This window comes from Peribacillus sp. NPDC056705 (assembly GCF_043656335.1).
The window spans coordinates 56,560-70,270 of sequence record NZ_JBHTYI010000021.1 but is presented as its reverse complement, the minus strand read 5'-3'; the positions used below and the strand labels follow the sequence as shown (position 1 = coordinate 70,270).

Annotated in this window: 12 protein-coding genes; all 12 read right to left on the bottom strand. The window is 42.5% G+C overall.

The features are described from left to right. Window positions 1-280 precede the first annotated feature (280 nt). The 12 genes from ACFRAK_RS20290 to ACFRAK_RS20235 all read right to left on the bottom strand — a co-directional run bounded on the left by ACFRAK_RS20290 (window position 281) and on the right by ACFRAK_RS20235 (window position 13,661). Window positions 281-1,462, bottom strand: coding sequence for an ABC transporter substrate-binding protein (locus ACFRAK_RS20290; protein ID WP_387595941.1), 1,182 nt, complete (start codon window positions 1,460-1,462; stop codon window positions 281-283). A gap of 23 nt (window positions 1,463-1,485) precedes the next feature. Then, window positions 1,486-2,193 (bottom strand): ABC transporter ATP-binding protein, encoded by a 708-nt coding sequence (locus tag ACFRAK_RS20285; RefSeq protein ID WP_387595939.1) that lies wholly within the window; start codon window positions 2,191-2,193, stop codon window positions 1,486-1,488. Then, the gene (locus tag ACFRAK_RS20280; RefSeq protein ID WP_342615648.1) at window positions 2,186-2,956 is read right to left on the bottom strand and encodes an ABC transporter ATP-binding protein; all 771 of its coding nucleotides are present in this window, start codon (window positions 2,954-2,956) and stop codon (window positions 2,186-2,188) included. Before ACFRAK_RS20280 ends, ACFRAK_RS20285 begins: the two co-directional genes overlap by 8 nt. Beyond that, on the bottom strand, window positions 2,953-3,948 hold the full coding sequence (locus tag ACFRAK_RS20275) for a branched-chain amino acid ABC transporter permease (protein ID WP_387595934.1): 996 nt from the start codon (window positions 3,946-3,948) through the stop codon (window positions 2,953-2,955). The genes ACFRAK_RS20280 and ACFRAK_RS20275 overlap by 4 nt, the downstream gene beginning before the upstream one ends. Before the next feature lies 1 nt (window position 3,949). Then, on the bottom strand, window positions 3,950-4,813 hold the full coding sequence (locus ACFRAK_RS20270) for a branched-chain amino acid ABC transporter permease (RefSeq protein ID WP_076371380.1): 864 nt from the start codon (window positions 4,811-4,813) through the stop codon (window positions 3,950-3,952). Between the two features lie 1,081 nt (window positions 4,814-5,894). Next, window positions 5,895-7,592, bottom strand: coding sequence for a sigma-54 interaction domain-containing protein (locus tag ACFRAK_RS20265; RefSeq protein ID WP_394572328.1), 1,698 nt, complete (start codon window positions 7,590-7,592; stop codon window positions 5,895-5,897). A 421-nt stretch (window positions 7,593-8,013) separates the two neighbouring features. Continuing rightward, entirely contained in the window at window positions 8,014-8,415 is a 402-nt protein-coding gene (locus tag ACFRAK_RS20260; RefSeq protein ID WP_387595929.1) for a MaoC/PaaZ C-terminal domain-containing protein, read from the bottom strand. Beyond that, entirely contained in the window at window positions 8,412-8,864 is a 453-nt protein-coding gene (locus ACFRAK_RS20255; protein WP_387595926.1) for a MaoC family dehydratase N-terminal domain-containing protein, read from the bottom strand. The genes ACFRAK_RS20260 and ACFRAK_RS20255 overlap by 4 nt, the downstream gene beginning before the upstream one ends. Window positions 8,865-8,882: 18 nt before the next feature. Next, complete coding sequence (locus ACFRAK_RS20250; protein WP_387708070.1) at window positions 8,883-9,647, bottom strand: SDR family oxidoreductase; 765 nt, start codon at window positions 9,645-9,647, stop codon at window positions 8,883-8,885. Between the two features lie 20 nt (window positions 9,648-9,667). Continuing rightward, window positions 9,668-10,843, bottom strand: a complete 1,176-nt coding sequence (locus ACFRAK_RS20245; RefSeq protein WP_192204584.1) for an acyl-CoA dehydrogenase family protein — start codon at window positions 10,841-10,843, stop codon at window positions 9,668-9,670. Between the two features lie 26 nt (window positions 10,844-10,869). Continuing rightward, complete coding sequence (locus ACFRAK_RS20240) at window positions 10,870-12,021, bottom strand: acyl-CoA dehydrogenase family protein (protein ID WP_394572327.1); 1,152 nt, start codon at window positions 12,019-12,021, stop codon at window positions 10,870-10,872. Between the two features lie 38 nt (window positions 12,022-12,059). Then, window positions 12,060-13,661: a long-chain-fatty-acid--CoA ligase gene (locus ACFRAK_RS20235; RefSeq protein ID WP_387708065.1), complete on the bottom strand. Its 1,602-nt coding sequence runs from the start codon at window positions 13,659-13,661 to the stop codon at window positions 12,060-12,062. Window positions 13,662-13,711: the final 50 nt, after the last annotated feature.

Genomic DNA, 13,711 nt, shown 5'->3' with positions numbered 1-13,711 from the left:
ATATTATATTCAATGATAGCGTTTTCATTACTCGGATACAAGATATTTTGTAAAATTTGTTAATTATCATGTTTCTTTCCTCAAACCCCAATGCCGGCGAACTCCTTTTTAAATAAAATATGAATCTATGGCCGCTTTAGGAGCCTACTATTTTAAGGTGTAGATTTTTTCAACAATAAAAAAACGTGTACCGTCCCAATGATCAGGAACGATACACGAACAAATATTTAACAAAATGTTAAACTGGTATACTATCCGGAACATGCATCCCTTTAACCAGTTAACGGACAGGAACTACTTTCCCTTTTTCTACTGCACCGACGACAATCGTTGATGCAAATCCCCCATTTTCATCAATCGAGGGAATATCGTATATTTTTTGATCTGGCCCAATATTGGAAAGTCCATCTTGCATATGTTTACGGATGGCTTTCGCATCATCAACGCTGCCTGCAGATTTCATCGCTTCCACAAACGCATACATGGCGATATAATTCAATCCTACTTCGGAGCTTGGATCTTCCTTATAATTCTTTTGATATTTCTCAACGAAAGCAGGCACTGCTTCTTCATCCGACTCCATCAGCGGCAGAACGCCAATCGAGCCTTCCAATGTTTCATATGATCCTGCAATCGGCTTCATTTGATCCAGCTTTGCTTGATCCATGATGATGAAACCGCCCTTAAATCCTAGCTCCCGAGCTTGCTTCGCTACTTTTGCCGTAGGTTCCGAAGCACCACCGATAAATAGCACATCAGGATCTTTTTTCAAGGCATTGGTGACAATCGTAAAGAAATCGGTTTCTTTAGCGAAATCAATCGAGGAATTATAAACGACTTTTCCGCCTTGCTTTTCCCAATGTGGAAGCACAGCTTCGGTCCAGTCTTTACCGTATTGCGAAGATGTTGGCAAAGCGGCAATTTTCTTGCCGAAATGTTCCATTGCATATGTTGTAAAAGGTTCGATATACCCCTCGTAATTCGGTGGAATCCGAACGGTTAAGGAATTTCCGCTCTCGGTCACTGCCGGCTCACTCGTATATGCCCCAATGATGAATTCCTCTTGTTCATTAAAAACCTGAAGTGCCAGTACACCTCCGCTATGAGGCGTGAAAATGATCGGCGTATCATATTCCTGAATTAATCGTTTAGCATTCGACCCTGTTTCATTAGGTAAGTATTTATCATCCAACGATACTAAATTCAGCGTGTATTTCTTACCATCTACTTCAAACCCGCCAGCATCGTTAATTTCATTCACGGCCATTTCGACACCATTCAATGTCCGTTTCCCATATAAGGCTGCTGCCCCGCTTAAAGGACCGCTAAAACCGATGTTAACGACATTTTCACTTTTGCCTTTACTGCCACTGCTTGACACAGGGCTATCCCCTTTATTGCAGCCGGTCAAAACAGTGATGATTAGCAAGAGAAAGACAAGTAATACTTTCAGTTTTTTCATAATGATCCCTCCATTCAATTTTTTCAGGCCCCAATATATGCTTTCCTTACTTCATCATTTGCTAATAACTCACTTGCTGTCCCTTGAACGACAATTTCCCCATTTTCAAAAACATATCCTTTATCTGCAATGCCGAGAGCGGCATTCGCATTTTGTTCAGCTAGCAAGACCGTGATTCCTTCGCGATTTATTTCTTCGATGACCCGAAACATTTGCTCGACAATAAGTGGAGCGAGTCCCACCGAAGGCTCATCAAGCATCAACAATTTCGGTTTTGACATCAAGGCTCTTCCAATTGCGAGCATTTGCTGTTGGCCTCCGCTCAGGCTTCCCGCTTCATCATGATGTTTTTCTTTTAAAATCGGGAATAAGTGATAGACGTATTCCAAGGAATCCTTAATCTCCGCTTTCTTCTTTCGGTGCACATAAGCACCCATCCTCAAATTTTCCGAGACAGTCATCTGTGGAAACAGTTTACGTCCTTCGGCACACTGGACGATTCCTTCCCGAACATTATTATCCGGGGCCCTGCCCCCTATCGGCATGCCCAGAAAATGAATTTCCCCCTTGGACAGCTTACTGATTCCGCTTATGGAACGAAAAGTCGTGCTTTTTCCCGCCCCATTCGCTCCTAACAAAACAACGATCTCTCCCTTGGCAACTTCGATATTCACATGATTTATCGCAGTGAAACTCCCATAATTCACGACGACATCAGTTAACTTAAGCACTGGCACTACCTCCCAAATAGGCTTTAATCACCGCTTCATTTCCGCGGATTTCCTTAGGTGTGCCCTCGGCGATTTTTTCTCCGTAATTAAGGACCATGATGTGATCTGCCAAGTTCATGATCATATGCATTTTGTGCTCGATTAAACAAACGGTCAGTCCCGATCGATTCAATTTTTTAATCAGTTCTGTCAAGCCTTCCGTTTCATCCGGATTGATTCCCGCAGCAGGTTCATCAAGAAAGATAATTTCCGGTTCCGTCGCAAGGGCAAGGGCAATGGCTGTCCGTTTCTTTTCCTCCTGGGAGATGCTGGAGACCATTCTGTCAGCCGATTCCGTCAATCCAACAATATCAAGTACCTCCATTGCCTTATCCCTACATGCCGCTTCCTCCCGTTTTAATCGTTTCGTTCTTAGAATGGCATCCACCAGATTGGATTTGGTTCGCAGTCTATGCCCGACAATGACATTATCCAATACGGTCGATTGATCAAAAAGGCTTGTCGTTTGAAAGGTTCTTGAAATTCCGAGCCCCGCTATTTCATTTGCAGGAAGTTTGGTGATATCAATCCCTTTAAAAAGGACCGTCCCAGAAGTTGGCCGATGAAAGCCGCTGATCAAGTTAAAAAAAGTTGATTTCCCTGCACCATTTGGTCCGATTATTGCATTGATTCTACCTTTCTCAATCGTAAAATCCACATTATTTACAGCCGCCAATCCTCCAAATCGCTTTGTCAAATTCCTCGTTTCGATTAGCAATTTCATCCCTCCTCAGCTTTTATGTGCATTTCGCTCCTCACCCCGGACAGCTCATTATCTTTTCGCTTTCTTTGCCAATCAAAAAAGGCACCTGCGATTCCGCGCGGATAAAAGATAATGATCACCGTCAGCAAAGGCCCGAATATCAACATTCGATATTCTTGAAGGAATTGCAAATTCTGCGAAAGGATTACTAGCAATAATGTTCCTACCAACGGGCCTGAGAGTGTCCCAATTCCACCAACCAATAAATACATCAATAGATCGAACATGATGGCAGTTGATCCGATATCAGGTCCAATGAAACGAATGAATGAAGCATACAAGGCACCAGCCAATCCTGCAAAGAATGTGGATAGGACAAATGCCGTTAATTTATTTTTCATTGTGGATATACCAATCGTTTGAGCAAGGTCCTCGCTGTTCCTGATGGCCATATACGTCCTGCCTGTCAACGAGCGTATAATTCGATACACAATTAAAATCACTGCAAGCAGGAAAATGAGGACTAGATAATATTGGGATGCTGCAGTATCGAAGGTGATCGGCCCTATATTTCCAGGAGCAGGTATACCGATCAATCCCCTAACCCCCTCTGTAAGTCCCTCCCATTTATCGATGACCAGGTATATGATGTAACCCACACATAGGGTATAAATCGCAAAAAAGTGTTCCTTTGTCCTCAGGGCGATCAAGCCGATCAAAAACCCAATTGTACATGTGATTAAACATGCCACTACAAGTGCCAGCCAAAAATTCATTCCTGTTTTTACCGTCAGAAGGCCTAGTGAATATGCTCCAATCGCAAAAAAACCAGCATGTGCAAGCGAGAGATATCCAGTATAGCCTGATAATAAATTGATTCCATATACAGCTATCGCCCAGATGAACGAAAGTGTCAGCATATGGAGATAATAGTCGTTTTGCGCGATAAAGGGGAATGAAAAAGCAAAGATGATAAGTGCGATAATCCCATTTCTTTTCGTTAATATCTTCACGCTACCTCTCCCCCTTGGCAAAAAGACCTGTTGGTTTCACGGTTAATATTACGACTAAAAGAATGAATGCAATGATGTCCTTATAGTCATTTGAAATATAAGTTGCGCCCAAGCTCTCACTGAAACCGAGGATATATCCACCTACAATCGCCCCCGGGATGCTCCCCATCCCTCCCAAGATGATAATGACGAATGCTTTTAGGATGACTAAATGCCCCATTCCTGGAAAGACAAGGTTAATCGGTGATGCAAGGGATGAAGCGATCGCTGCCAATCCACCCGATATCATGAAGGTAAGCATCGCGACTTTATTAATGTTGATTCCTACTAATGACGCCCCTTCACGGCTTTGGGACATCGCTATTATCGTTGAACCGGCATAAGTTTTCTTAAGGAAAAGGTAAAGTAAAACCATCACTGCGATAGCTGACACGATGATCAATAATCGCTGGAGCGTGAATGTCAGGCCCATGATATTGACTACTTGGCCGTATGGGGAAGTCATTGTATGGAAGTCGGCACCCCAGACAAATTGGGCAAAAGCTTCAAGAAAAAGGAGAATTCCGATTGCTGCAATCTTATCGTGCAATGGAGGTGCCTCCCTTAACAGGCGGAACACGAAACGTTCCAAAAGGACTCCCAACAAACCAACAACGATAATGGATACGAACATGGCAATCCAGTAATTGACCCCATATAATGTCATCATTGACAATGTGATGTATCCACCCAACATATATAGGGCACCGTGGGCAAAGTTCGGGATATGCAAAATTCCATATACTAACGTCAATCCCAGGGCAACAAGACTATATACGCTGCCAATCGTCAAACCATTGAAAAGCTGCTGGATCAAAATCTCCATTTACTTCCTCCTTAAAAATTATTGAGTTTCACTTTGCTGTACCTTCCCTGTATCGCTATCCTGTCCATATTTTGAAAGCTTACATCTGCGACGAAAAGCACCTTCACTTATTTCCCCACAGGCTCAACCTCCCGGAGAGGAACAGCAAGTTTTATTTCCCTATATTCTCAACAACAGATATAGCTTAGGGTGTAGCGCAAAAAGCCCAATGATCGGTTGTTAGCGCTTTCATTTTTGGTGACCACTTAATTCAATTGGTTATCATCAGAAATTATCATAGTTTCATTGACTCTACTTAAGGATTAAGTGGTATGCTGACAAGCATATGCTGTTTTTAGGGATAGCCAATGATTCCATCCTCTCTTTAATAACGGTTTACCCATCGTATTTCTGGTCCGTTCACCCCTTTCGCCTCGCACCTTCTATAGGAGGATCATTTCGCAGATTAATTTCCTGTTACCTGTTGTTCCTGTTACCTGTTATTCCTGTTATATAAATGCAAGTGCCGTGCCAAACATTAAATCACCGTCAATAAGGCTATTCACCAGTCAGTGAATTCATTATTGAATTGTAAAAATCAAAAGTATCGATTCCATATGGGATGTCCGTCATTCACTATTGACTGAAAAATTCATTTCTGAATCAATAAAAGAATTAATTGTAGACATAAAATGAAAAGGATTCACGCAATAGCAGGTGAAAAACCAACTTTACAACCTATAAATTTCTAGGCTGTTTCCGCATACTTTGGTGCTATTTACCAAGTAATGCGGTGTGGTTGATTTCCCCTCCAGATGCTCGCTTTCCGCGGGGCGGGCGGTGAGCCTCCTCGGCGTAAACGCCTGTGGGGTCTCACCTGTCCCTCTGCTCCCGCAGGAGTCTCGCACTTGCGCTCCATCAACCTTAAATCGTTTAGTTTTTAAAAACAACAATCTTTACGAAAAGAGCCAATTTCTAAAAACCCAAAAAGTAATAAAACCAGTCCCCCAAAAACGCGTACATATAATTAGGAATTTCAGCAAAAAAACAGCACCTGCATTGTTGAATAATGTCCAACAATGCAGGTGCTGTTCATACTTACTTATTCTTTTCCACTGACCTTTAATCGATATTTTTTAAGTTTCCTCACAATTGTTGCCTGGCTGGAATCAAGGGCTTCTGCGATTTCATATGTAGTTTGGTAGGTTTGAGCCGCTTTCGTCAAGATTTCCTTTTCGGCCCTTTCCACCGCTTCTTTTAAAGTTAGGGTAGCATTGAGGTCCGGCTGATTCCGGTTTTCCGGCTGATATTCTTCCGGAAGGTCGTTAATCGATAATATTTGATTATCCGTCAGCACGACGAGCCTCTCCACTATATTAATCAATTCACGGACATTTCCTGGCCAATCATGTTGATAAAAATATTCCTTCAGCCGCGAATCTATTTCTTTTGAGAATTTATATTGTTCGTTAGCCTTTGTTAAAAATAAGTCAATCAATGCCAAGATATCCTCTCTTCTTTCCCTTAAAGGAGGAATCGTGATTGGAATGACATTCAGCCTGTAGAAGAGGTCTTCGCGAAAATCACCCGATTTGACCATCTCCGATAAATTTCGGTTCGTGGCTGCTATTATCCGAACATCGATTTTCTTTGGCTTTGTACCTCCGATTCTTTGAATCTCCCTTTCCTGAAGCGCCCGAAGCAGCTTCACTTGAAGTTGCAAGGGAAGCTCACCGACTTCATCCAAGAATAAGATCCCACTCTCTGCCAGCTCAAACATCCCTGGTTTGCCTTTTTGATTGGCTCCGGTAAATGCCCCTCCTTCATATCCAAAAAGCTCGGATTCCAATAAATCGGCGGGAATTGCTCCGCAATTTATTTTGATGAAGTCCCCTTTTTTAGATCGGATGCTCCGATTATAAATATTGCGGGCAAGGACATCCTTTCCAACACCCGTTTCCCCCAGAATGAGTACGGTCGCATCGATATCCGATATTCTTTCAGCAATCTCATAGATCATTTTCATTTTATCACTGACAAATACGACTCCATCCTTGCTTGTTATCTTCCGCAGTTTCTCAATTTCCTGCTTATATTGATTATTCAGCTCATTAACTTTCGTCAACTCATGCATCAGTTCATTTAAATCAGATAAATCCCTTATATTCGTAACGACTTGCTCTATCTCCCCTTCGGCATTAAAAACGGGACTTCCAGTAATCAATGTTTCCTTTCCGGCAAAATTATCCTGTACGACCGATACCGTTCGTCTCAGCTTCACTACCTTATGCGTCACCGAAGCATTCAAGATGCCGCGTTTTATCAATTGGTCCACCGATTTGCCGATATAATACTCTTTTGGTATGCCAGTGATCCGTTCAATTGCCGAATTGGTATAAAGCGTGACTCCATCTTGATCGGTGATGTATATCCCATCATAGGAATTTTCGATAATGGCATCCAGAGCGCGATTCAATTTATCCGTTTTATGAGCATCAATCAATAATTCGTCCAAAAATTCTGTTTCACTGCCTATATATAGATTATTGTCAGTACCCATTTGTTTCATTAATAAAAATAAATACCGTTTATCATGCAGCCTTGCAGCTGCAAGCCTTTTATTATCTAGAAATTGCCACTCATCGAATTGTTCGGTTAGTGTCTTATTACCATTCTTTCTTAATGACTGATTAAAATAGGTGCCCCAATCCTTTATCCGATTTGCAGAATCCACGACCAGTGCAGGAAAGGTCCACTCTTTGAGCAAATTTATCTGAGAATCCTGTTTCACTTGATTCATTACTATTCACCGCCGCAAAAAGAATTCTTTTTAAGTACAATTCTGGATAAAATTCGAAACTCCTTTAAAATTGTCGAATTTCGCTCCTAAAAAAAGTAGTGATGAAATAATTTTCATCACTACAGACTTTAGACAAATTAACAGAAGGTCAGTTTGCCTACAGTTTTCTTTATAAAAAAATTCTAGTTGATTTCAGAAATCCGCTCCCTTTCCGCCGACTGTCTGCCAAGCCTCATCAAAGCAAGCGTCTGTGGGGTCTTGGCTAGCCAGTTATTCGGCAGGAGTGCCGCAAATTTCTTCAATCTAGTGAAAGTTTCATAAACAGTAAAAAAACTTGTTCTAAATTCATGGTTCGGGATGAGACCATTCCAAACTCCTTTTTGTAGACAGACTGGAAGTGATGAAGTAATTTTACCTTCCCTCAGTAAGTCTTAAAAATAACCTCTCCACTGATCGCTTCCTTACCTGATTGGTTAGTGGCCGCTACATTGAAAAAATATCTATCCCCATTTCTTTCTTTTAGATCCGCATGAAGAGTTATGACATCATTCAAGAAAACCATTCCTTTGAAGCGAATCTTGTATTCTTCGATAAATCCAGTTTCATAAAGATTACTGAAAAGCTTTGCGAGGTTTCCCATCGTCCACATTCCATGTGCGATGATACCGGGAAGACCAGCATTCTTTGCTTCTTCATCAATGGTATGAATGGGATTGAAATCACCTGATGCGCCTGCATATTTAATGAGGTCCAATCGCGTTACAGGCGGAAGCTCGATTGAATGTAACGAGTCACCAATATGTAGTTCCGTTAATGTCGTCACTTAATCATCACCATCCTTCTGATCGTTTCATTTAAAATGACAAGCTGTTCAGCAGTGAAGACAAGTTCCCCATTCGCATCCGACCCATAATTTTTAAAGGCTAGAAATCCCATTTCCCCTTGTTTCCCTTTTTTCTCATAATAGTTTTTCACTTCCGTATAACAGGTGATTTCTTCCCCTACCTTCAGCGGCCTGTTATAGCGATATATCTGCTCACCATGAATCAATCCTTTATTCGGGAGATTTAAACTTTCTATCGTCCCAAAATCAAAGACCCTTGGGAAAGTTGGTGGAGCTATATTCGTTCCGTACCTTGATTGCCTGCCTATTTCTTCATCAATGAAAATCGGGTGGGGATCACCAATCGATAATGCGAATTTTTTAACGGCTCCCCGTTCAACTATATTTTTAACGGGGGTGGATCGTTTTCCAATACATTCGTTGAACATAACATCCCGCCTTCTCCCTTAATTTTTTGGACCGCCCGCAACATATAAAACCTGCCCACTAATGAATGAGGATGCTTCATCGGCAAAGAATGCAACAGCATGAGCAATATCACTTGGCAAACCGCTTCTTGCAACCGGAATGCTGTTTGCCCTATCCTGGATGAATTGCTCAAAACTCACTCCCACCCGCCTAGCTGTTTCTTTCGTCATTTCGGTTTCGATAAAACCTGGTGCGACCGAATTAGCCGTTATCCCATATTTGCCAAGTTCAATCGCCAGTGTTTTTGTTAACCCCTGAAGCCCGGCTTTAGCAGCTGAATAATTAGCCTGACCGCGGTTACCTAGGGCCGAAGTGGATGATATATTGATGATTCTTCCGTATTTATTTGCAACCATATGCTTCTGGGCGGCACGTACTGCATTGAAAGTACCTTTTAAATGCACATCCATTACCGTCTGCCAATCTGAATCGGTCATTTTGAAAAGTAGATTATCCCGGATGACCCCAGCATTATTCACGAGAATATCAAGCGATCCGAATGTATCGGCTATTGCTTTTATTGATGCATCCATCTCTTCGGAATTGACCACATTGGCCACTTTGGTAAAAATGGTATAACCCTTATCCCTTAATTCATTTCCAGTTGATGTCAAAACCTCTTCGTTGATATCGATAATCGCCACGTTTGCGCCTTCACTGGCAAATAGTTCGACGATCGCCCGGCCAATCCCCCTGCTTCCACCTGTAACTAAAGCCGTTTTGCCTGAAAATCTCCCTGTCATAATCGTTTCCTCCCAATCTATTATAAGAATTGTCCTAATTTAACATGCCCCTTAATCAAATTTCGGGAAATGATCATACGCTGTATTTCATCCGTACCATCATAAATCCTCCAAAGCCTGGCCTCACGGTACCAACGCTCGATGGGTAGCTCCTTCGTATAGCCCATGCCTCCGTGTATCTGCAATACGCGATCAACGACCCGATTCCCCATATTGGCTCCATAAAGTTTAGCCATTGAAGCTAAATGGCGATTGTCTTCCCCATTATCAAGTGTAAAAGCCGCATTCAATACGAGCCATCTTGCAGCTTCGATCTCTACGGCCGAATCAGCTATCTGCCATTGAATGGCCTGGCGCTCCGCGATCGGTTTACCGAATGTGACTCGTTCTTTAGCGTATTCTATAGCCATTTGCAGCAATCTTTCTGCAGAACCGACAGCGCGTGCGCCAACGATCCATCTTGCAAACCCAATCCATTCCAAGCCTAGTTGATAACCGCCATGCACTTCCCCTAAGATGTTTTCTTCGGGTACCCTGACATTATCAAAAACTAAACCGGCCGGTCCCCATTCTCCCATCGTATTGATATACTCTGATCTCCAGCCCATATCACGGTCTACAATGAAACAGGTTACCCCTTCCGTTCCGGTTGCTTGATGACGTTCTTTGTCGGTTATAGCAATGACCATGACAAAATCGGCATCATTTCCTCCGGTAATGAAAGTTTTTTCACCGTTAAGCACCCATTCATTCCCTTCTTTTACTGCCGTCATTTTAATATTTCGCGTATCGGACCCAGCCCCCGGCTCCGTCATGGCAAAACAGGACTTTTTCTCACCGTTAATCGTAGGGATCAGATATTTCTGTTTCTGTTCTTCATTTGCATAATAAAGTATGTTATCAGCCGAACCTCCAAAGCTGAATGGTACAAATGTTTTTGATACTTCCATCAAGACAATTGCCATCATAAGCTGCCCTAGGTCTGCACCGCCATATTCCTCCGGGGTATTGATGCCCCAAAACCCAGCATTTTTTGCTTTTTCCTGTAAATCTTTCAATGTCCCCTCTGGTAAACTAGGTTTTCCTGCCATTTCATTGCGAAGCACTTCATTTTCCAAGGGAATCAATTCATTTTCCACGAACTTGCGTATTGTTTTTTGCACCATTTTTTGTTCATCCGATAGTCGTAAATCCATCTTAACCCCTCCGCTTTCCAATTAGATTAGTTTTGATATTTTCTCTTCAATTGTCCGGTGATGATATTTTTTTGGATTTCGGATGTGCCTTCATATATTCTAGTGATTCGGGCATCCCGATAGAAACGTTCAATCGGATAATCCTTCATGTATCCCATCCCGCCATGAATCTGAACGGCCTTATCAGCGACACGATTATATACTTCCGAACCATACAACTTAAGCATTGCCGCTTCTTTAATGATTTTTTCTTGCTGATCGACCATCCATGCAACCCGGTATGTGAAGGAGCGAAGTGCCTCTATTTCCATTGCCATCTCGGCAATCATGTGGGATACGGCCTGATGATCAATGATCGGGACATTGAATTGTTCACGTTCTGTGGCATATTTAGCAGATAGGTCGAGCAGGTATTGGCAGGACCCCAAATTACGGGCCGCAAGGCCTGCGCGGCCATTCGCAAGGATTTTCAATGCATTTACATACCCTTGGCCAACGTCCCCAAGTACATTTTCGGCAGGAACCTCGCAATCTTCAAAAACCAATTCGGCCGAATGTGAGCCTCGAAGACCCATCTTCCTTTCCAGGCTGCCAACTCTAAAACCCGGAAAATCCTTTTCTACTATGAATGAGGTGATTCCTTTCGCCCCTTTATCTTTGTCCGTTACAGCCATAACTGTAAAAATATCAGCTACATCTGCATTCGTTATATAATGCTTGGTCCCATTTAGAATATATTTATCACCATTTTTGACAGCCGTCATTTTGAGATTCGTTGCATGGGACCCAGCTGCAGGCTCAGTTAAAGCAAATGCGCCAATTCTATTACCGCTTGCCATATCTGGTAGATACTTTTCCTTTTGCATTGCATTGCCCATTTCAACTATCCCCACCGTCCCTATACCGGTATGGGCCCCTATCAGAGTGGTATATCCATTATGGGTTTTGCCGATTTCCTCATATAAAGCACATTTTCCCACCATCCCGATTCCGAGCCCGCCATACCTTTCCGGGATACTAAGTCCGAATAGACCGATTTCCTTCGATAAATTTATTATGGATTCCGGGATATGATCTTCATCCTCTATCTGCATGGAAAATGGATCGATTTGCTCTTCTATAAACTGGCGTATATTTTCTTTTAATAGCAAGATGTCTTCATCTAAGCGAAAGTCCATTTGCATTCCCCTTTATCTGCGAATTATTGTTAACGCTTTCATATTTTATCCGAATAAGCGACATGTTTTTCTTGAAGTTTGCGTTTTAAGATTTTACCGACCGCCGTCTTCGGAAGTTCTCTTTCAAATGTGATTGCTTTTGGGACTTTAAAGGCAGCGAGCTGCTTTCGGCAATAATCCTTCAATTCGTTTTCAGTTATTCTTTCATTTGGTTTTAGAACTACCGCAGCTTGTACCGTTTCACCGCGATATTGATCGGGAACGCCAAAGACGGCAGCTTCCAGAATCTTAGGATGGCTGTATAGTATATCTTCAATTTCAATTGGGTAAATATTGAAACCGCCAGCGATGATCATTTCTTTCTTCCGTCCCACAATGTAAAAGAAGCCATCTTCATCCATCTTGGCAATATCACCGGTATGCAGCCATCCGTTTTGAATCGTCTGCCGCGTCTCTTCCGGCATGCCCCAATAGCCTTTCATTACCTGTGGGCCCTTTATGACCAATTCACCTGGTGTATCAACCAAAAGGGCAGGCTCCCCTGTAATACTGTCAACGATGGCAGCATCGGTATTTTGTATAGGAATCCCGATACTTCCGGATTTTTGCAGGCCGCTAACTGGATTCCGGTGCGTGACTGGTGACGCCTCAGACAGGCCATAGCCCTCTGCAATCTTTGTTCCACTCAATTCGTTGAATCTTGACAGTACATTCAATGGCAATGGTGACGAACCCGAAACGCAAGATCTCAATGTATCCAAATTAAATGGATGGGACTGGTAATATTGTAATAACGCAATATACATCGTCGGTACCCCTGGAAAAATAGTCGGTTTAAGATTATTGATGATATCGACGATCTCCGTCACCTGAAACCGTGATACAAGAATTAATTCCCCGCCATTATAAAACGTCAGGTTCATTCCTGAAGTCATGCCGTAAACATGAAATAATGGGGAAACGCCAAGTACCCTTTCCTTCCCCTTTTGAGTATTGATTCTTGAAGTGGCTGCACTCTGCAGCGTATTGGCAACAATATTACGATGGGTTAGCATCGCCCCTTTAGAACGCCCTGTCGTTCCTCCTGTATATTGGAGAACGGCGACATCTTCGGCAGGTTCAATCTCCACAGTGAAATCCGCCTCTGTTACAGATAGTAGCTTTTCTGTCATTTCACATTTGCCCATTTCCAGAGACACGCTCAGCACCTTTTCAACATCGGTTTCAGCTATAATGGCTTCAACTATTGGCAATAAATCGTCGAGGACAATGATGTGCCTTGCACCTGAATCTTTCAGGACATGTATTAATTCGTTCGCCTTATACATTGGATTGACTTGGACAACAATGGCTCCAATCAAAAGGGTTCCAAAAAAACCAATTGGATATTGGGGACAATTGGGAAGCATAAGAGCCACACGATCTCCCTTTCCAACACCCTCATCAGCAAGCACGCGTGCACATCTTTTCACTAACTTCCCCAACTCTGAATATGTATACCTCTGCTCCATGTACGTAACCGCTGTTTTATTCGAATATTGTTCGACTGATTGATAAAATAGTTCTGTCAAAGACATTTCAGGAATATCAATCTCAATTGGATTTCCTTGCGGGATATGCTTTTTCCAAGGTCTATCCATTGGTCCTCCCCTTTCTTCATTCAAAAAATAAAGAAGTCATACTAAACAAT